16 protein-coding genes are annotated in these 19,181 nt (G+C 62.6%); 12 read left to right on the forward strand and 4 right to left on the reverse strand.

Annotated features, from left to right (window positions below):
• The first annotated feature begins 21 nt into the window (after positions 1-21).
• Positions 22-750 (forward strand): methyl-accepting chemotaxis protein, encoded by a 729-nt coding sequence (locus tag AC1Q9F_RS12860; protein ID WP_492634782.1) that lies wholly within the window; start codon positions 22-24, stop codon positions 748-750.
• 49 nt (positions 751-799) lie between these two features.
• On the opposite strand, the gene AC1Q9F_RS12865 is transcribed toward AC1Q9F_RS12860, so the two are convergent.
• A complete protein-coding gene (locus tag AC1Q9F_RS12865; protein ID WP_064379268.1) occupies positions 800-2,077 on the reverse strand; it encodes an acetyl-CoA C-acetyltransferase in 1,278 nt (425 codons plus the stop codon).
• 177 nt (positions 2,078-2,254) lie between these two features.
• Between AC1Q9F_RS12865 and AC1Q9F_RS12870 the strand changes: the two genes are divergently transcribed.
• The 4 genes from AC1Q9F_RS12870 to AC1Q9F_RS12885 all read left to right on the forward strand — a co-directional run bounded on the left by AC1Q9F_RS12870 (position 2,255) and on the right by AC1Q9F_RS12885 (position 8,337).
• Positions 2,255-3,607, forward strand: coding sequence for a 3-oxoacyl-ACP reductase (locus AC1Q9F_RS12870; RefSeq protein ID WP_492620179.1), 1,353 nt, complete (start codon positions 2,255-2,257; stop codon positions 3,605-3,607).
• Positions 3,608-3,609: 2 nt separating this feature from the next.
• Entirely contained in the window at positions 3,610-4,464 is an 855-nt protein-coding gene (locus tag AC1Q9F_RS12875; RefSeq protein WP_492620178.1) for a MaoC family dehydratase, read from the forward strand.
• A 328-nt stretch (positions 4,465-4,792) separates the two neighbouring features.
• Complete coding sequence (locus AC1Q9F_RS12880; RefSeq protein ID WP_492620177.1) at positions 4,793-6,532, forward strand: collagen-like triple helix repeat-containing protein; 1,740 nt, start codon at positions 4,793-4,795, stop codon at positions 6,530-6,532.
• A 134-nt stretch (positions 6,533-6,666) separates the two neighbouring features.
• Positions 6,667-8,337, forward strand: coding sequence for a ShlB/FhaC/HecB family hemolysin secretion/activation protein (locus AC1Q9F_RS12885; RefSeq protein WP_492620176.1), 1,671 nt, complete (start codon positions 6,667-6,669; stop codon positions 8,335-8,337).
• A 17-nt stretch (positions 8,338-8,354) separates the two neighbouring features.
• On the opposite strand, the gene AC1Q9F_RS12890 is transcribed toward AC1Q9F_RS12885, so the two are convergent.
• The 3 genes from AC1Q9F_RS12890 to AC1Q9F_RS12900 form a co-directional block, all read right to left on the reverse strand.
• Positions 8,355-10,763: an autotransporter family protein gene (locus AC1Q9F_RS12890; RefSeq protein ID WP_492620175.1), complete on the reverse strand. Its 2,409-nt coding sequence runs from the start codon at positions 10,761-10,763 to the stop codon at positions 8,355-8,357.
• Positions 10,764-10,962: 199 nt separating this feature from the next.
• Positions 10,963-11,370, reverse strand: coding sequence for a response regulator (locus AC1Q9F_RS12895; protein WP_179692787.1), 408 nt, complete (start codon positions 11,368-11,370; stop codon positions 10,963-10,965).
• A 77-nt stretch (positions 11,371-11,447) separates the two neighbouring features.
• Complete coding sequence (locus tag AC1Q9F_RS12900) at positions 11,448-11,666, reverse strand: Flp family type IVb pilin (RefSeq protein ID WP_431768092.1); 219 nt, start codon at positions 11,664-11,666, stop codon at positions 11,448-11,450.
• A 330-nt stretch (positions 11,667-11,996) separates the two neighbouring features.
• Between AC1Q9F_RS12900 and cpaB the strand changes: the two genes are divergently transcribed.
• Genes cpaB through AC1Q9F_RS12935 form a run of 7 tightly spaced genes read left to right on the forward strand, consistent with a single transcriptional unit; the run spans position 11,997 to position 19,180 of the window.
• Positions 11,997-12,938, forward strand: coding sequence for a Flp pilus assembly protein CpaB (gene cpaB, locus AC1Q9F_RS12905; protein ID WP_492620174.1), 942 nt, complete (start codon positions 11,997-11,999; stop codon positions 12,936-12,938).
• A gap of 20 nt (positions 12,939-12,958) precedes the next feature.
• Entirely contained in the window at positions 12,959-14,182 is a 1,224-nt protein-coding gene (locus tag AC1Q9F_RS12910; protein WP_179692789.1) for a type II and III secretion system protein family protein, read from the forward strand.
• A complete protein-coding gene (locus AC1Q9F_RS12915; RefSeq protein ID WP_492620173.1) occupies positions 14,179-15,369 on the forward strand; it encodes a CpaE/TadZ family protein in 1,191 nt (396 codons plus the stop codon). The genes AC1Q9F_RS12910 and AC1Q9F_RS12915 overlap by 4 nt, the downstream gene beginning before the upstream one ends.
• Complete coding sequence (locus AC1Q9F_RS12920; RefSeq protein ID WP_007958456.1) at positions 15,366-16,634, forward strand: TadA family conjugal transfer-associated ATPase; 1,269 nt, start codon at positions 15,366-15,368, stop codon at positions 16,632-16,634. The genes AC1Q9F_RS12915 and AC1Q9F_RS12920 overlap by 4 nt, the downstream gene beginning before the upstream one ends.
• An 18-nt stretch (positions 16,635-16,652) precedes the next feature.
• Positions 16,653-17,537, forward strand: a complete 885-nt coding sequence (locus tag AC1Q9F_RS12925; protein ID WP_492620172.1) for a type II secretion system F family protein — start codon at positions 16,653-16,655, stop codon at positions 17,535-17,537.
• Between the two features lies 1 nt (position 17,538).
• Positions 17,539-18,423: a type II secretion system F family protein gene (locus AC1Q9F_RS12930; protein WP_492620171.1), complete on the forward strand. Its 885-nt coding sequence runs from the start codon at positions 17,539-17,541 to the stop codon at positions 18,421-18,423.
• Between the two features lie 34 nt (positions 18,424-18,457).
• Positions 18,458-19,180, forward strand: a complete 723-nt coding sequence (locus tag AC1Q9F_RS12935) for a tetratricopeptide repeat protein (protein ID WP_492620170.1) — start codon at positions 18,458-18,460, stop codon at positions 19,178-19,180.
• The last annotated feature ends 1 nt before the right edge of the window (position 19,181 follow it).

A 19,181-nucleotide genomic window follows, 5' to 3' on the forward strand; every position in this document is an offset into this window, starting at 1 on the left:
CGCCAGCGCGAAGCGGTGGACATGGTCTCGACCGCGTTTCACGAAATGGTCGCCACCGCCAACGAAGTCGCCCGCTCGTGCAGCCAGGCCGCCGAGTCGGCCGACAGCGGCCAGCGCCAGGCCCGCGAAGGTCAGCAGCAGATCGATGCGGCGGTGCACAGCGTCGATCAACTGAGCCAGGAACTGGAGCAATCGGCGCAGTCGATGCAACAACTGGAGCGCGACAGCAACGATATCCAGTCGATCCTCGGCACCATTCGTTCCATCGCCGAACAGACCAACTTGCTGGCGCTCAACGCGGCCATCGAAGCAGCGCGAGCCGGTGAGCAAGGTCGTGGTTTTGCGGTGGTGGCCGATGAGGTTCGCGCACTGGCCAAACGCACGGCGGACTCGACGGCGGAAATCGACGGGCTGCTGGGCAACCTCGCCAAGCGCACCAGCGCAGTGACCCAGCAGATGCGCGCCAGCCTCGATGTGTCGCAGCAATCGGTGGCACGGATTGGTGAGGCGCGGGAAAGCTTTGGGCAGATTCGTGAGTCGGTGGATGTGATTTGCGACATGAACACGCAGATTGCGACGGCGGCTGAAGAGCAGCATCAGGTGGCTGAGGACATCAATCGGCATATCAGCCAGATTCATGGTGATGCGCAACTGGTGGCGGAACTGGCCAATTCGGCGCGGCTGGATTCGCAGAGTCTGGCGGGGTTGTCGAATGAGCTGGATGGGTTGGTGCGCAGGTTCCGCACCTGAGTAACCTTTGGAATCCCCTCTCCCTTTGGGAGAGGGGATTCTTGTTCTTTCAGCGCTCGATGATCGCCGTCACCCCTTGTCCGCCAGCCGCACAAATCGAAATCAACCCCCGCCCCTGCCCCGCCGCGTCCAGCAACTTCGCCAGGTTCGCCACGATCCGCCCGCCCGTCGCGGCAAACGGATGCCCCGCCGCCAGCGAGCTGCCCTTGACGTTCAAGCGGCTGCGATCAATCGAGCCCAGTGGCGCGTCGAGCCCGAGCCGGGTCTTGCAGTACTCCGGATCTTCCCAGGCCTTCAACGTGCACAACACTTGCGCGGCAAATGCTTCGTGGATTTCGTAGTAGTCGAAGTCCTGCAAGGTCAAACCATTGCGCGCCAGCAAGCGCGGCACCGCGTACACCGGCGCCATCAAAAGCCCTTCGGCACCGTTGACGAAATCCACCGCCGCCGCTTCGCCGTCGCGCAGATACGCGAGGATCGGAAGACCACGTTCCTTCGCCCACTCCTCACTTCCCAACAGCACCACCGAGGCGCCATCGGTCAGTGGGGTGGAGTTGCCGGCGGTCAGGGTGCCCTTGGCGCTTTTCTCGAAGGCCGGTTTTAGGGTCGCGAGTTTTTCCAGAGTCAGGTCCGGGCGCAGGTTGTTGTCGCGGGTCAGGCCGAGGAACGGGGTCATCAGGTCGTTGTGCCAGCCTTCGCTGTAGGACGCCGCCAGTTTGTGGTGGCTTTCGAAGGCCAGTTGATCCTGTTCCTCGCGGGGGATGTTCCAGGTCTGCGCCATCAATTCGCAGTGCTCGCCCATCGACAGGCCGGTGCGCGGTTCGCCGTTGCGCGGGAATTCGGGGATCAGGTGTTTCGGGCGCAATTGCAGAAAGGTCTTGAGCTTGTCGCCGGTGGTCTTGGCGCGGTTGGCTTGCAGGAGGATCTTGCGCAGGCCTTCGCTGACGCTGATCGGCGCGTCCGACGTGGTGTCGACGCCGCCGGCAATGCCGCAATCGATCTGGCCGAGGGCGATCTTGTTCGCCACCAGCAACGCGGCCTCCAGACCAGTGCCGCACGCCTGCTGAATGTCATAGGCCGGGGTGGCCGGTGACAGGCGCGAGCCGAGCACGCATTCGCGGGTCAGGTTCATATCCCGTGACAATTTCAGCACCGCCCCCGCGACCACTTCGCCGATGCGCTGGCCGTGCAGGTTGTAGCGTTCGATAAGGCCTTCGAGGGCGGCGGTGAGCATCACCTGATTGCTCGCGGTGGCATACGGCCCGTTGGAACGGGCGAACGGAATGCGGTTGCCACCAATGATCGCGACGCGGCGCAGCTGACTCATGAAATGCTCCTTGTGAAATATCCGGTCTGAAAATCGAGCGCTGAAAACCCGGTCGGGCCACAAAAGCGCCGAGGGCAAACTACTCTGCTGTTCTAGCGTAGGCCTTATTGCGTGGATCGAACGATTGATTGCCCTTCGCAGTCCACACTTTGAACCCCATCTTCTGGAGAGCGTTCCATGTCTGACCGCTATATCGACTTCGCCAACTCGTCCATCGGCCACCGTCTGGTCGGGGCCCTGGGCCTGCCGTCGCCGGTGCGGCTGGAACGCTGGCAGGCCGGGCGCCTGCGGCCGGTGGACGGTGCGCTGCTGATCGGCGGCGGGCCCCTGGCCGAGCGGATCAGCACCTTCGCCAATCGCCTGACCGACGCGATCTACCGTTACGGCGACCAGCCGGCGACCGCCACCCAATGGATTCCCGGCCACGGCCCGAAACTCAAGGCCGTAGTGTTCGACGCCAGCGATTTGCAGCACACCGATCAGCTCAAACAGCTGCGCGAATTCTTCCAGCCGCTGATGAAGAACCTCGACAGCAGCGCGCATCTGGTGATCCTCGGTCGCGCCCCGGAAACCCTGCGTGAACCATTCGCCGCCAGTGCGCAGCGCGCGCTCGAAGGTTTCTCCCGTTCGCTGGCCAAGGAGCTGCGCAGCGGCGGCACGCTGCAACTGATCTACGTCGGCGAAGGCGCCGAGGATCAACTGGAAGGACCGCTGCGGTTTTTCCTCTCGCCGAAAAGCGCGTTCGTCTCCGGGCAAGTGATCCGTCTGACGGCCTGCGCCACTCAAGTTACCGACTGGACGCGCCCATTGGCCGGGCGCAAGGCGCTGGTCACCGGCGCGGCGCGCGGCATCGGCGCCTCCATCGCCGAAACCCTGGCCCGTGACGGCGCCGAGGTGATCCTGCTCGACGTGCCGCCAGCAAAAAACGATCTGGAAGCGCTGGCCGCTCGCCTCGGCGGTCGCGCCATCACCCTCGACATCTGCGCCGAAGATGCCGCTGCGCAACTGATCGAACAGTTGCCGGACGGCCTCGATATTCTGGTGCACAACGCCGGCATCACCCGCGACAAGACCCTGGCCAACATGACGCCCGAGTTCTGGGACGCGGTGCTGGCGGTCAATCTCAACGCACCGCAAGTGTTGACCAAGGCCCTGCTCGACAGCGGCACCTTACGCGATAACGCCCGGGTGATTCTGCTGGCCTCGATCAGTGGCATCGCCGGCAATCGCGGGCAGACCAATTACGCGGCGAGCAAGGCCGGGCTGATCGGATTGGCCCAGGCCTGGGCGCCGACGCTGCTGGAACGCGGCATCAGCATCAACGCCGTGGCGCCGGGGTTCATCGAGACCCAGATGACCGCGCACATCCCGTTTGGCCTGCGTGAAGCCGGGCGGCGCATGAGTTCGCTGGGCCAGGGCGGCCTGCCGCAAGACGTCGCCGAAGCCGTGGCCTGGCTGGCACAACCGGGCACCGGCGCGTTCACCGGGCAAGCGTTGCGGGTGTGCGGCCAAAGCGTTCTGGGGGCCTGAACATGACCATCGAATGGCAAACCCTGCACCACGAGCCGAGCCTGCCGGGGCTGTATGCCCGGGCGGCGACCCGACGCAAAATCACCGGCACCACCCTGCCCGACAGCGGGTTGCGTTGCGCCGTCGAGGTGGATGGCAAACGGTTGGCGGCGTATCGCAAGGTCTGCGGTTTCGCCGATGACGGCCTGCTGCCGCCGACCTATCCGCATATCCTGGCGTTTGCCCTGCAGATGCAATTGCTGACCGCCAAAGACTTTCCGTTCCCGCTGCTGGGGCTGATTCATCTGAGCAACCGCATCCGCGTATTGCGGCCGATGGGCGGGATCAGTCGCGCGCAAGTCAGCGTCCGGGTGCATAACCTGCAACCGCATCCGAAAGGCGCGACCTTCGATCTGCTGACCACCCTCGACGATCAACTCGGCCCGTTGTGGGAAGCCGAAAGCCGGATGCTCTGTCGCGGCGTGAAGCTCGAAGGCGAACCGGTCGAGCAGACCTGGGAGCCGACGCTGCCCCTCGCACAAGTGGCGCAATGGAAGGCGCCGGCGGACATCGGCCGGCAGTACGCGAAAGTCTCCGGCGACTACAACCCGATTCACTTGAGTGCGGCCAGCGCCAAGTTGTTCGGTTTCCCAACCGCTATTGCCCACGGTTTGTGGAACAAGGCCCGGACGCTGGCGGCACTGGCAGATCATCTGCCGAAAGCCAACCTGGAAATCGCCGTGCATTTTCGCAAACCGGTGCGCCTGCCAAGTGACGTTTCGCTGTTCGCCAGCGCGGCGGGGTCCAGCGGTGAATTGCGCCTGATCGGCGCCGGGGATCTGGAACACATGGTCGGAAACTGGCAGCCGGTTGCCTGAAGCGATCAACAGATCCGGGCGCGATCCCCACCTGCGGAACATGATCAATTGTGTGTATATAACTTAAGTTTCTGCGCCAGCCACCCGCCCCCAAGCCAAATATCGAGCCTTGATTCTCAAGGCTTTTTTTTGCGCGTTTATATCCTCGGCATTAGTCGTTAAGCAGCACGTTCACCGATTTATATAAAGGCGTTAATACCAACTCGAGAATGGCGTGGATCCAGCCTTGCGATTGATATGAACACAACGGACGAAGGCATTGCCGGCAACAGAATCGGCGAGCTATCGAAGTCAACGAACGTTGTGACAGGTGCAAGGAATACCCATCATGAAAACTCAAGTGTGGTGCAAATCGGCAACAGCACTGGCATTGATCCTCTCGCTTGGCCTGGCCGGGTGCAGCAGCGGCGGTGGCGGTCATCACAGCTCGTCCGGCAGCTCTTCTGACGAGAGTGCCGCGGCGGGGACTGGTGGTACGGGCGCAACCGGCGGCACCGGTGATACGGCCGGGACCGGCGGCACCGGCGGGACGGCAGGGACTGGCGGCACAGGCAGCACCGGCGGTACGGGCGGTACGGGCGGAACCGATGGTACGGCTGGCACTGGCGGGACCGGCGGGACTGGTGGAACAGGAGGAACCGGTGGCACCAACCCCACCAATCCGACCAACCCGACAGATCCAACCAACCCGACTAACCCGACTGATCCAACGAACCCGACCAACCCCACAACCCCTACGCTGGTGACGACCACGCTGGTACAGGATGTCGGCAATACCGTCAGTGGCGTGGGCGATGGTGTAGGCCAGGTGGGTGACTCCCTCGGCACCGTCCCGGTGGTTGGAGGGGTGGTGCAGAGCGTCGCCAAAACCGCCGGCAATGTCGTCAGCACGCTGGGTGATGGTGTGTCCAACGGCATCGGCAAACTGGCCAGCACCCCGAATGGCGTGGGTGTGACCGCCTCGGCGGTCGGCGGAGTGGTGCAGGATGTCGGCAACGGTGTGTCGGATGTCAGCGGCAAGCTGGCGACTGCCACCGGCAGCATTCCGGTGGTCGGCGGAGTGGTGACCAGAGTGGCGCCAGTCCTCGGCGGCGTCGGCGAGAAAGTCACCATGCTTGGCGACACCCTGAGTACCGCTACCACCACCGGCCCCCTCGGCGGGGTTACCACGCAGGTCAGTCAGAAACTGGTGCCGGTCATTGCGATGGTTGAAAGCACCACCGACAGACTCGGGAGCGTCACCGGTCTCGGCGCTCCCCTCAACGGCGTTCTGCAGAAAGTCGGCGGTACCGTGGACGGCCTCGGCGACAACGTAACGGCGGCGGGCAAGGGCAATGCCCTGACCAACACCCTCGGCGGTGCGCTGAGCAACGTCGGCACCACGGTCGGCAAGACCGGTGGGCTGGTGGCCAACGGTACAGGCGGGGATTCGGGCGGTGTAGGTGGCGGCCTGGGTAGCACAGGTCTGCTGCAGACCGTCGGCGGCGCGGTGGCCAATGTCGGTACAGGTCTGGGGGCCGGCAACAGTACGCTGAGCGCACCTGGCAATGTGCTGGTGTCGACGGGCAACACCGTGGCTTCGCTCAACACCGTCGTGGGTGGCCCTGGTACAACAATCACGGCCCCCACCACGGCGCTGGCCAGTGTCGGCAATGTCGTCGGCACCGGCCTGAGCCCTGTGACCAGTGCAGTGACCAGCCTCACGCAAAACGTCGGCAACTCCACCGGGCTCGGCGGGCCGGTTGCGGGCCTCACGGCGCAAGTGGGTGGCGCCGTCAACAGTCTGGGTGGCACCCTCGCTGGCAGCACGACCAATCCGGTGGTCGCGGCAGTCGGTGGCACCGTCGGCACGGTGGGCAGCACAGTAACCGCCGTTGGTGGCCTGCTCAACGGCGGCGCCGGCACCCCGGCCGCCAACCCCGTCACCAACACGGTCACTACCGTCGTCAGCAACACCGTCAATGCCGTCGGCGGAGCACTCGGTGGCGCCACCACGGGTGGTAGCGGCGCAGGTCTGGGCGGCGTTCTCGGTGGACTGACCGGCGCCTTGGGCGGCAACAAACGCTGAATTGCACCTGGCCGATTCGACGGCCTAACCTACAGCGCCTACGCTTGGTTGAGGGCGGAAGATTCCCATGAGTCTTCCGCTTTTTTCTTAGGAGAAACCCTGCCCTGTGCTGCGGTTTGAACATGGAGTGTCCTATGCGCGTCATGGCATCCCTGCTGTTCCTCAGTCTCAGTTCCACTGCCCTCGCCGACACCCTGCCCAGCTTTCTCAACAGCAACGAAACCATCCGCAACCTGCCGGTGCCGAACCTGCCCGCCGACGCCTACCGACCGAACGCCGCGCCGCTGCAAGTGCCGGATCCCGGCGCCACCGCCGCCCAGCCGTTGCTGATGAGTACCAGGATCAACCTCAGGACCGTGCAGATCGAGGGCGGCACGCTCTACCCGCTGAACGAACTGGCCGAAATCTACAAACCCCTGATCGGCCGCGAAAGCAGCCTCGCCGACCTGATCGAAGCCACCCGCACGATCACCCGTCGTTATCAACAGGACGGTTATCTGCTGTCCTACGCGTTCCTGCCGCAGCAGACCTTTGACGACGGCGTGGCACGCGTGGTGCTGGTGGAAGGCTACGTCCGCGACGTGCAGATCGCGGGTGACGTCGGACGGGTCAAAGGCCTGCTCGACCGATTGGCCGCCAAGCTCCAGGCTGAACGCCCGCTGACGCGCAAGACGTTCGAGCGCTACACCACGCTGATGACCCGTATTCCCGGCGTGACGATCCAGGCCCAGGTACCGCCGCCCGGCACAACCGACGGTGCAACGACACTGGTTGCCCAGGCCAGCCGCAAACCGTTCACCAGCACGTTGAGTACCACTGAAGACAACCGCAACGGCACACAGGCCTTGCTCGGTGTGAGCAGCAATTCACAAACGTCGATGGGCGAACAGCTGAGCCTCAGCGGGCTGTTTCCACCGGGGGACGATCACGAACATTACTACCGGCTGGACTACAACCAGTTCATCAACGACGAAGGTGCGCAACTGAGCCTGTCGGCCTCACGCTACCGGGCCGACCCCGGCACCAACGTGCAGTTGAGCAACGGGCTGGAGCTCAAGCCGCACCGCGAAAACGATCGTTATTCGCTCGGTTTCACACTGCCGCTGATTGCCGCCTCGGATGAACTGCTGACCGCCGGATCGCGCCTGTACGCGGTCAACGACAAGACCCGCTACAACGTGATCGGGTACCCGCTGAGTGTCGAAGAACGCACCGACATCCGTGCCCTCGCCTTCGAAAGCGACTGGCGCAAGGCCGATGCCCGGCAACTGCGCATCCTCAGTGGCGGCGTGTATCAAGGCTTCGACAGTCTGGGCGCGCATACCAACAACAGTGCCATCGACCTCGACTTTTTTCGGGTGCGTCTGTCGGGGGTGCAGAGCGACAAGTTTTTCGACAACTGGCAAGGGGTGCTGTCGGCTGCGTTGTACTGGAGCAGTGATACCCTGCCCGACAGCGAGCGCGCGGTGTTCGGCGGCCAGAACTTCGGTCGCGGTTATCCCGACGATCAGGCGTCCGGCGACAAGGGCTGGGGCGTGGCTTACGAGATCAACTACAGCTTCAACCGAGACGGCAACTGGGTGCGCATCCTGCAACCGTACTTCGTGCTCGACCGCTCGCGCAGCTGGTTCAATGAGTTGCCGGTGCAGGCCAACAACCTGTCATCGGCGGCCTTCGGCCTGAGGTTTGGCGATGCGAAGTATTACAACATTGCCCTGGAAGCCGCCAAGGCGATGTCCGATGAAGCGTTCGATACCTTCAATCGCCGGCCGCGCTACAGCATCAGTTTCAGCTATCAGCTGTAGCACGACCGACCACAGACTCAGAAGGCGTAACGCACTTTCGCCGTGAATCCGTCAGCGTCAAAACCGCTGGCGGTCACGTAGTTGTACGACCCGCCGACACTCCACGCGCCCATCCGGTAGTTGGCGCCCAGACCCAGTTCATAACTGTCACGCACCGGGGTGGTACCACGGCTGGTGAACGAATCGCCACCCAGCACGAACGAGGATGTGGTGCCGGTCTTGTCGCCAATGACGTCATGCCAGGCCATCAACTTCGCCTCAGGTTCGAGGCTGCCGGTGCCCACATCGAATGCCGCCGCCAGACGCGCGCCGACACCCATTTCGCCCACTTCATAACGCTGGCTGCCGACATTCAGCGAGGCCGAACTGCCCTTCTCGCGATAGCTGTCCATGCCCACGTTGGCGTAACGCGCCCCGACCTGCGGCTCAAGCACCACATCCGGCATCAGGCGCACGGTATAACCGGCCAGCGCACTGACACCGAACACGTTGCTGTCGTAATCACCCTTGGCCCGCGTGCCGGCGATATAGCGCTTGGACTCGTTGTCGTTCCAGCCATACATCAGCGACGAATCGACGAACCAGTTGTCATGGGTCCAGTTGCCGTACAGGGTCAATGCGTGCCCGGTGACCTGGGTCTTGTTGCCGCGACCGGATTTCACATCGGTGTCGAGGTAGCTGTACGCCAGACCGACCGCCAGATCGGCATTCAGCTGACCATCGGCGCCTACGGCGATACCGTGGCTGTCGGCATCGTAACCACTCACACCACGGCGCTCATCCTGGTTGGCATCGCTGCTCAAGGCTTGCAACCAGACACCTTTGTCCGTGGCTATGCCAGCGGTACGGGCGCGGCTGGAGCGATCATTGATGACACCCGACACCAGCGTCTGACTGTTGGTGGCGGCGTGGATCACCCCACGGCTGACATCCGGGCTGAGGCTTTCGGACAACCTCGCCAGTTGCGCATCGGTGCTGGCGTTGGCGAATGCCTGGAACACCGGGTCAGTTTCGTCGAGCCGGGACATCAGCCCACTGGAGAGACGACCCACGGCTTTTGCTCCGTTGCTCGAACCACCGGCATCCAGCGTATTCTCGACCACCACCTCGTCCGACTTGGTGCTGACCAACGCCTTCACATCATTGCCTTCGACCCCGTAGCTTTTCACCTCCAGCAATGCCGAGGTCGACTCCACCGCCAGATTCTGGCCACCGATCAATGTGCCGGAGCTGATCAGGGTGTAACGGTTGCCACCGGCAGCCGTGCGGAAATCGCTCGAGCGAGCCTGCAGCTGCAAATGGCCGCCCGGTTCGATTTCGGTCGTGCCGGTGACGGTGAGGACTGGACGGTTGATATCGGTGTCGTTGCCGACCGACATCGCGATCACCGAATCCGCTTCCTCCATGTCCAGATCACCGATGATCGTGGTGTGAGGTTGCAGGAGGGTCAACGCACCCTCTTGCACGGTGACGTAACCGGACTTGATCGTCGAACCGGAAAAAGCCGCTTCACCGTCAATCGTTACCCCGGACAGGCCCAGCAGATCGCCTTTGATGTCGCCGCTTCCCCAGTGGAAATAAGCCTGGCCGTCATCGACCTGAATGGCGGCTTTTCCACCTTCGATCACACCCCCGAATTGCCGGATGCTGAACATCGCGCCGCCGACCGGCTGATTGCTCACGTGCACGCCGATGCTTTCACCCGACAGGGTGCCCGAGTTGACGACGCTGTTGGTATTGACGCCCGGCCTGGGAACAACGCTCGCCCCGTTCAGGGTCAAGCCCTCGGCTCCGCTGCCGGTAGCCTTGATGGTGCCTTCGTTGTAGACCGGCATGGACTGCGTGGTGTTTTCCAGATAGATGCCACGAGCGCCGCTACCACTGGCCGTGATCGAACCATAGTTGGTCACGCCGTAGGTCAGTTTCACGCCGGTGAGTGAAACCCCTGTGGCCCGATTGCCGCTGACGTTGATCCGGGCGCCGCGCTCGTTACTGAAGTTGCCCCCGATCTGCACGCCGTCTACGAGGAAACCGGTCGAGTCGCCGCTGTCGGCCAGACCGTTGACGTCGATCGTGCCACGGTTGAACAGGTTGTAATTGATCTTTGACCAGGACACACCACCGGGATACAGGCCAATGCCGACCCCGTGGGTGGCGCCGTTGATGGTGATCTGCGCCTTGTTCGACACATCGTGATTGGCCAATGGCCGGGTGATCTGTACAGCGCTGGTCACAGCCGACGGCGACGTCTGTACCACGTTGGCCGTGCCGACGAAATTCAGGAAGTCATAGTACCGATCGACACTGATCAACGGCCCGCTGCTCAGATCGTAATCGAGCGTGTCGGCATGACCGAGAGGCATATGAGTGATGGCGGCAACAACAGAAAGCGCCAGGAGCGAGTGGCGCAAGCGAGCGGTTTTCAAACGAGATTCCCTTCCAAAACATGAAAAACAGTTTCAGCAGGGTCATCAAATTCAATCAGGCATCCCTACCGACCCCTCCGGGTCGTCCGGTTTGGGCGCGGCGAATGTACACGAGCCATCATTTCGACACCATCAAAAAGTCAAAGAGATGGCGTCAATTTTCAATGCTGCGTATTCGAAATCGAGCCTGTCCGGGCATTCAGGAGACATTGACCTTGGGTTTGGGAAACAGATTGTCCAGCGTCTCCAGCAGCCGCACGTGATAGATCGGCTTGCGAAACAGGTCCAGCACCTGCAACCGCAGCATGTCGCTCACGTCCTCCATGTCCGCATGCCCCGACGTCACGATCACCGGCAGATGCTGGCGCGAGGTGTGTTCGCGCAGGCGCTTGATCAGCGACATGCCGCTTTCCTCCGGCATGCGCAGATCGGTGATCACCAGGGCGATATCGGGATGGCGGGTCAGGTGATGCAGGGCGAGCTTCACTGAAGTCGCGGTATGACAGACGAAGCCTTCGCCTTCCAGCAATTCCGCCAGCTCCAGCAACGCGTCCTCTTCGTCGTCAACCAGAAGCAACTGTTGGCGTGGAGAAGAAGACACGTTCATGGGCAGTACCTGAAAGCTGAATGGAAGATCGAGTGTAGCCCGACATCAGCAAGGTGCTGGCGGAACCGTGCTGTCGATTACGGAACTGTTGGCCGGGCCTGCGTAGCGCCGCCCAGCGACACCAGAATGTTGTTGAAGATCGCCAGCATACGATCACCCAGCGGAGTGACAAAGGTCACGACCACCACGGCAACCATGGCCACGACGATGGCGTATTCGATTGCCGAAGCACCGTCTTCATGTTTGTAGAACAGCAGGGCTCTGGCCATTAAATAATCAACGATCATTCGAAACATATGCCCACTCCTTTGCGCTCCTGGCGCCGATGTCACAGCAGCGGCAAAGCGTTCGCCGTGCCATTTGAGCATTGTCAACAAAGCCCCTCCCAACAACTGTAAGAACGGATTAATCACAAAGAATTAATGGCTTGGTCATTCCCGACATTTCGACTGCTAATTGGCCAACACCCGTACTTTCACAGGTTATTTGCCCGCACTAATGGCGTTTTGGCTTGTTTCAGCTAGCGTGGAAATAGCGAAATAGTTGGATGTTCATAGCTGCCTGATTGCGATGTTCCCTTGGTAGGAAGTGCGGGCTGGTAGTGCAGCAGGAAAGGGAGAGCCGTCATGAACAGTCGTGTGACCATGGGCCTTGCAGCGGTGCTTTTACTGGGGGCCATCGTTGTCGGATATTGGGGCCTGGTGCTCAGCCGGCAACCCGCGCCGGTTGCCGAGGCTCCCGCGCCTGCGGTGATCACTGTCGAAAAGACCGTCGCGGCCGCCGAAGACCAGACCCGCCAGCCCGTCGTGGTGCTGGTGCGTGACGTCCCGCCATTCACCCCTCTCACTGCCGCCGACCTGGCCGTTGAAAAACTGCTCAGCGCCCCGGCCGGCAGCCTCGGCACAATCGAACAGGCCGTGGGTCGCACACCGTGGCGCCATCTGAGCGCCGGAACCTGGCTCAACGAAGAGAGCTTCGAGGCCGGCGGCACACTGGCGCGCATGATCCACAAAGATGAGCGCGCGCTGGCCGTGTCGGTCGATGAAGTGATCGGTGCGGCCGGGCAGTTGATCCCCGGGGATTATGTCGACGTGCTGTTGTTCCTGCGTCAGGACGCCAGCAACCCGCAACAGTCGGCACAGATTGTGGTGCCGGCCATGCGCGTGCTCGGTGTCGGCGAACAGTACGGCCTGACCAACGACGGCCAGCCGTCCGCTCCCGCCATGAGCGCCGACGACAAGATCAAACAGGACCAGCGTCGGCTCACCGCGCGCACCGTGGTGTTGGCGGTGCCTGAACAATTGTTGAGTCGAATGATGCTCGCCACCCAGGTCGGGACGTTGCGCCTGGCCGTGCGCAGCAGTGAAGAACAGCGCCTGGCCAAGTATTGGGCCGGCGAAAGTCAGGCACCGGACAAACTGGTTGCCGCCAACAGCCAGCTTTTCCAGTTCACTCAGCTGGCGCTGGGAACGGCGCCGAAAGCGTCGTCGAGCGGCGACCAGGCTGTTGCGGCACGGCCCGCAGTGGAAGTGATTCGCGGCAATCAGACCAGCCAACAAAAACCATGACTGAGCAAGGATCCAAGTGCATGCAGAGTCGTTCCTGGCCGACCTTCAATCCCGTGCTCCGGGCCTTGCTGCTGATGGGACTGTCAATCAATGCCGCGCAAGCGGCCACCGGCAACTGCGCGGCCCTCGGCCGCTTGCCGCCGGTGATCGAAATCAACGAAGGCTGGCAGCAGGACATGCAGTCACCGGTGGCGATCACACGCCTGGCCATCGGCGATCCGAAAATCGCCGACGTGCATGCCAATGGCAATTCGTCATTCCTGCTCACCGCCGTGGCGCCGGGCGCTACCAGTCTCATGGTCTGGACCGGCTGCTCCAGCGAGCCGCGCCAGAGCATGGTGTTCGTCAAGGGCGCCGCCACCTCGGCCCTCACCAACACCAGTGCGCTGCCGTCGGATGATGCGCTGTTGCCCTCGCAGGTACAGACCGACATTCGCTTCGTCGAAGTCAGCCGCACCAAGCTCAAGCAGGCGTCGGCCAAGTTGATCGGCACCCGCGGCAATTTCCTGTTCGGCTCTCCCGGAACCCTGCCGCCCATCGACGGCGTACCGCAACCGCGACTGCCGGTGGACAACTCGCTGTTCAACTTCTCGTGGATCGGCGGCAAGACCATGGCGATTATCAATGCCCTCGAGGGCAGCGGCTTCGCCTACACCCTGGCGCGGCCAAGTCTGGTGGCCCTCAACGGACAGAGCGCAAGCTTCCTTGCGGGCGGGCAGATTCCGATTCCGGTGCCCAGCTCCGGCAGCGACAACGTGTCGATCGAATACAAGGAATTCGGCATCCGCCTGACGCTGACGCCCACCATCGTCAGCCAGGATCGCATCGCCCTGAAGGTGGCACCGGAAGTCAGCGAACTGGATTTCAGCAACTCGGTGAACATCGCCGGCACCACGGTGCCGGCCCTGACCATCCGCCGCACCGACACCAGCATTTCCCTCGCCGATGGCGAGAGTTTTGTCATCAGCGGTCTGATCAGTACCTCCAACAGCTCCCAGGTCGACAAGTTTCCGGGGCTGGGCGATATCCCGGTGCTCGGGGCTTTTTTCAAAAGCTCGCAGATCAAGCGCGAAGAGCGTGAGCTGCTGATGATCGTCACCCCGCACCTGGTGCGTCCGCTTTCGGCGGAGGCGCAACTGCCGTCGTTGCCGGGTGAAAAACTGCGCAACTACGACCCGAATTTCTACCGCATGTTCTTCCTGGAAAACGGCAACTTCGACAAGCGCAGCGGGTTGTCCCAATGAGCCAGAGCCTGAGTCAGACCTTTCTCGCCATCACCCGCAACAGCACCGATCTGGAGTGGCTGCAAAGCGCGCTTGCACCGCTGGGCCAGGTGGTCAGTGCCGGTGGCGGTAGCCTCGACGAATTGCTCGCGCTGGTGGATGTCACCTTCGCCAGCCTGGTGTTCGTCGGCCTCGACCGTGAGCACGTGGTGGCCCAGAGCGCGCTGATCGAAGGCGCGCTGGAGGCCAAGCCGATGCTGGCAATCGTCGCCCTCGGCGACGGCATGGACAATCAGCTTGTACTGAATGCGATGCGCGCCGGGGCACGGGATTTCGTTGCTTATGGATCGCGCTCCAGCGAAGTGGCCGGGCTGGTGCGTCGCTTGAGCAAGCGTCTGCCGCCAGTGCCCCACAACACGCAACTGGGTGGCCTGACGGTTTTGTACGGTGTGCAGAGCAGCTCCGACGGCGCGTTGCTGGCCAACCATATGGCGCTGGTGGTGCAAAAGAGCGGGCAGCAGACACTGCTGCTGGACCTCGGTCTGCCTCGCGGCGATAGCCTGGCGTTGCTGGGGCTGGAGAGTTCGTTCCACTTCGGCGATGCCCTGCGCCACCTGCGCAGGCTCGACGCGACGCTGATCGACAGTGCATTTACCAGCACCGAAGCGGGGCTGCGGATTCTGGCATACGCCGATAATGACGAACCGCTGGAGAGCACCAGTGCAGCGGAGCTGTTCATGTTGCTCAGCGCCTTGCGCCAACACTTCCAGCACATTGTCGTGAACCTCACCGGCCAGCCCGACAGCGAAGCCCTGCGCACCTTTGTCAGCCATTGCGACAAGCTGATCTGGTACACCGACCAGAATGTTCTCGATTGCCGGCGCAACCTGGCGGTGTTCAATCTGTGGCGGGAAAAAGGCATGAAGCTCGATCACGGGCGGCTGCTGGTCGACCGCTATCTGAGCAACGTCGCGCCGGATGCGGACACCCTCGGCAAGACCTTCAACCTGGAAGTGATCGCCGTGCTGGCCTTGAGTCCGGAGCTGCGGATGAACGCCAAGAATCAGGGTGTCAGCCTGTTTGAACTGGCCCCCCGGGAGAAACTCACCCAGAGCCTGCGGGCGCTCGGCGAACGGCTGGCCAAACGCTCAGAAGGCCTGGCCAAACCCAAGGTCACCTGGTTCGATCGGTTGCGAGGCACCTCATGAGCCCGGAAAAACTCTTCGGCGCACCGGCGCGGGGCCAGTCGGGCAACACCGACCACGAAGGCCTGAAACTGGTCCTGCATCGGTACATCATCGATGCCATCGAGGAGTCCGGGAAAAACCTGCTGGAAGGTTCGCGGCAGTTGCTGGCGCAATTTGTCACCGACAAGGTCGCCGAATACATCGCCCGTTTGCACCTGGCGATTTCACGTTACGAGATGGAGCGGCTGGCGGAAGAAATCGTCGATGAGCTGACCGGATTCGGTCCGCTGGAAGTGTTGCTGCGAGACACCGCCGTGACCGAAATTCTGGTCAACGGACCGCATCGGGTGTTCGTCGAGCGCGACGGTGTACTGCATCAGAGTGACCTGCGTTTTATCGATGCGCACCACGTCGAACGAGTCATGCAGCGCATTCTTGCGCCGCTCGGACGACGGCTGGACGAGTCTTCGCCGATGGTCGATGCACGCCTGCCGGACGGCAGCCGGGTCAACGCGATCATCCCGCCGATCGCCCTCGACGGCCCCTGTCTGTCGATTCGAAAATTCCGCAAGGACATGCTCAAGAGCAGCGACCTGATCGCGATGCAGACCATCGACCTGCCGATTTTCGAGTGCTTCCAGGAGGCCGTGGGCAAGCGCTGCAACATCCTGATCAGCGGCGGCACGGGCACCGGCAAGACCACACTGCTGAACATCCTCAGCCAATTGATTAACCCCCACGAACGACTGGTGACCATCGAAGACGTCGCCGAACTGCAACTCGGCCACCCTCACGTGGTGCGCCTGGAAACCCGGCCGCCGAATGCCGAGGGCCATGGCGAGGTCAAGGCCAGCGACCTGATCCGCAACGCACTGCGGATGCGTCCGGACCGGATCATTCTCGGCGAAATCCGGGGCGTCGAAGTGCTCGATGTGCTCACGGCGATGAACACCGGTCACGACGGCTCGATGAGCACGGTCCACGCCAACAATGCCCAGGATGCGTTGCTGCGTCTGGAAACCCTGGTCGGCCTGACCGGGCGCACGGTGGCCGAACGCACCCTGCGGCAGATGATCTGCGCGGCACTCGACGTGATCATTCAGTTGACCCGCATGCCCGACGGCCGCCGTTGTGTCAGTGAAGTGGTGGAGGTGGTCGGCGTCCGTGAAGACGTGTACGTCACCAACACCTTGTTTCGTCTGGATCGACGCACCGGTTTCGGCTTTCTGCGCGAAGCGGTCAACCCGGCCGGCGACAAGTTGCGGCACGAGTCGAGTCTGGGCTGAGCGCATGGAGCCTTCGTCATGATCGGACCGGTGATCCTGATCGTCCTCTGCCTGCTGTTGCTGGGGCTGTCGATTCGCCTGTTCCTGCAGGGCGTGCGCAAGACCGCCAACGAGCGGGTGCTTTCTCGCCTCGCCGCCGGGCAACAGCAAGCAGTAGCAGAAAAATCCTCGTGGGCCGGGCTGGAGCGGATGTTTCTGCGGGCCGGCCTCGGTCGGCCCAGCGAGCACTTCGGGCTTTGGCTGTCGTTGTGGGTCGTGGCCATGATGCTGGGTTATCTGCTGGCCGACTGGATCGGTCTGTTGGTGCTGATACTGGCGCCGCCGCTGATTTTGCGGTTGTACATCGCCTGGCTTTATCGGCGCCGGCTCAATCGGATGATCGAACAACTGCCGCAGTTGCTCGATCACACCGTGCGCAGCCTCAAGTCCGGCCGGACCCTGACCGATGCGGTGATGGGCGGCATCGAAACCAGTGAGGATCCGTTGAAAACCGCGATGGGTCGGGTGCAGCGCAACGTGCAGCTGGGGGTGAACCTGCCGGACGCGGTCAGCGATTTCGCCGAACTCTACGAGCAGGACGAACTGCGCATGTTCGCCCTGGGCCTGAAGGTCAACCACCGCTACGGCGGCAACGCCAGCGAGTTGCTGGAGAACCTGATCAAACTGATTCGCGAGCGCGACCAGGGTGCCCGGCAACTGCGCGCGCTGACCGGCGAAACCCGGATGACCGCGTGGGTACTCGGGTCGCTGCCGGTGATCCTGGTCAGCTACTTCATGCTGACCAACCCCGGCTACATGCTCGGCATGTGGAACGACCCGGGCGGTCGGACCATGCTGATTATCGCGGTGGTGTTGCAGGTCTCCGGTTGCCTGGCGCTTTGGCGCATGTTGAGGAGTGTCTGACATGCTGATGCTGGCCAGTCTCATGCTGTTGCTCGGGGCGCTGTTGCTGGTCGGCAATCACCTGCTGACCGAGCGGCGCCGGGTGCGTCAGGTCAACCAGCGTCTGCAGGGGCAGCTGGTGCGCGAGAACCGTTTCGGCAGCTGGTTGCGGGCACTGGGCAGCAGCCGGTTCGGCCAGCGTTCGGTGAGCATCGACAGTGAAACCCAGACTCTGCTCAGCCGCCTCGGCTGGCGTCGGGCCAGCGAGCGCTCGCTGTTTGCCGCCTGCCAGATCGGCACGCCGCTGCTGACACTCGGGCTGGGCCTGTTTCTCAAAGAAGTGTTTTTCCCCCTCGCCCCCAATGGCTGGCTGGTGCCGATGATCGCCACAGGCGTTGGCTATCTGCTGCCCAAACGCCTGCTGGCGTATGCGGCTGCCCGGCGGCAGAAAATCATTGCGGTGGAAGTGTCGACGTTCATTCCGCTGCTGCGGATCCTGTTCGAGTCCGGCATGGCCGTCGAGCAGGCGCTGCGTGTGCTCAGCATCGAAGGGCAGAAACTGCTGCCGGAGCTGACCAGCGAACTGCGCCTGATTCTGGCCCGCGTCGACTCGGGCCTGGAGCTCGGACAGGAGCTGAACAAGGCGGCCGCGATGCTGGCGGTGGATGAGTTCACTGACACCTGCGTGATCCTGCAGCAACTGATTCAACAGGGTGGCGGCGCGATGAAATCGCTGCTGACGCTCAAGCAGCTGCTGGATGACCGACGCCTGACACGCTTGCAGGAATACATCTCGAAGATGTCGGCGAAGATGTCGGTGGTCATGATGCTGCTGCTTTTTCCGGCCTTGCTGATCGTTTTGGCGGGCCCCGGTTTTACGGCAATCACCCGGGCGTTTGCGTCCTGACAATGAAAATGACTATGGCGATGGAGAGCGATGGATGAAAGCACTGATGGTTGTGGCAAGTCTGTTGCTGCTCAGCGGTTGCGCAACGGACGGTCAGGCGCCGTGGACGACGATGCTGGCGCCGGCCAGTTGCAGCAAGTTGAGTTCCGAACAGGAACTGTCGCTGAATCTGGCCGATGACCTCGTCAACGACGGCAAGCTGCACGCCAGCCTGGCCAACCTGCAAGGTCTGCCCGACAACCTGGTCGAGGTGCGGCTGCGCAAGGCCAAGGTCTATCGCCTGCTGGGTCGCAGCGAGGCCGAGCCGTTGTATCGCAGTCTGTTGGGCTCGTGCCTGAACGCCGACGCCGAACATGGCCTTGGCCAGTTGTACGCCGCCCGTGGCGACAACGGTCAGGCGCAGGCCCACCTGCAACGGGCGGCGCGGCTGGCGCCGACCAATGAAAACATCCGCAATGATCTGGGCGTGGTGTACCTCAATCAGCTGCGGCTCGAAGACGCTCGCTTCGAGTTTCTGACGGCCATCGAGTTGAAGCAGAACAATCAGTTGGCGACGCTGAATCTGGTCACCCTGCTGCTCTATCAGAACAACTGGCAGCAAGCCGCGGAAGTGGTCAGCCGCGCGCACCTGACCCCGGAACAGTTCACCGATGCCCAGGAACGCGCGGAGAAACTCAAGTCGCCGGTCAAGGCCAGACCCGTCGCTGGCAATCAGGTTGCAGTGGCGGTTGATGCGCAACCGGCGACGATCAAGTGAG

This window comes from Pseudomonas sp. GW823-FHT04A03, from assembly GCF_058796615.1.

Excerpts from the sequence above, each read along its gene's own strand:
- AC1Q9F_RS12860 (WP_492634782.1), top strand. The coding sequence starts at position 22 with ATGGTCTCGACCGCGTTTCACGAAATGGTCGCCACCGCCAACGAAGTC.
- AC1Q9F_RS12865 (WP_064379268.1), bottom strand. The coding sequence starts at position 2,077 with ATGAGTCAGCTGCGCCGCGTCGCGATCATTGGTGGCAACCGCATTCCG.
- AC1Q9F_RS12870 (WP_492620179.1), top strand. The coding sequence starts at position 2,255 with ATGTCTGACCGCTATATCGACTTCGCCAACTCGTCCATCGGCCACCGT.
- AC1Q9F_RS12875 (WP_492620178.1), top strand. The coding sequence starts at position 3,610 with ATGACCATCGAATGGCAAACCCTGCACCACGAGCCGAGCCTGCCGGGG.
- AC1Q9F_RS12880 (WP_492620177.1), top strand. The coding sequence starts at position 4,793 with ATGAAAACTCAAGTGTGGTGCAAATCGGCAACAGCACTGGCATTGATC.
- AC1Q9F_RS12885 (WP_492620176.1), top strand. The coding sequence starts at position 6,667 with ATGCGCGTCATGGCATCCCTGCTGTTCCTCAGTCTCAGTTCCACTGCC.
- AC1Q9F_RS12895 (WP_179692787.1), bottom strand. The coding sequence starts at position 11,370 with ATGAACGTGTCTTCTTCTCCACGCCAACAGTTGCTTCTGGTTGACGAC.
- AC1Q9F_RS12900 (WP_431768092.1), bottom strand. The coding sequence starts at position 11,666 with ATGTTTCGAATGATCGTTGATTATTTAATGGCCAGAGCCCTGCTGTTC.
- cpaB (WP_492620174.1), top strand. The coding sequence starts at position 11,997 with ATGAACAGTCGTGTGACCATGGGCCTTGCAGCGGTGCTTTTACTGGGG.
- AC1Q9F_RS12910 (WP_179692789.1), top strand. The coding sequence starts at position 12,959 with ATGCAGAGTCGTTCCTGGCCGACCTTCAATCCCGTGCTCCGGGCCTTG.
- AC1Q9F_RS12915 (WP_492620173.1), top strand. The coding sequence starts at position 14,179 with ATGAGCCAGAGCCTGAGTCAGACCTTTCTCGCCATCACCCGCAACAGC.
- AC1Q9F_RS12920 (WP_007958456.1), top strand. The coding sequence starts at position 15,366 with ATGAGCCCGGAAAAACTCTTCGGCGCACCGGCGCGGGGCCAGTCGGGC.
- AC1Q9F_RS12925 (WP_492620172.1), top strand. The coding sequence starts at position 16,653 with ATGATCGGACCGGTGATCCTGATCGTCCTCTGCCTGCTGTTGCTGGGG.
- AC1Q9F_RS12930 (WP_492620171.1), top strand. The coding sequence starts at position 17,539 with ATGCTGATGCTGGCCAGTCTCATGCTGTTGCTCGGGGCGCTGTTGCTG.
- AC1Q9F_RS12935 (WP_492620170.1), top strand. The coding sequence starts at position 18,458 with ATGAAAGCACTGATGGTTGTGGCAAGTCTGTTGCTGCTCAGCGGTTGC.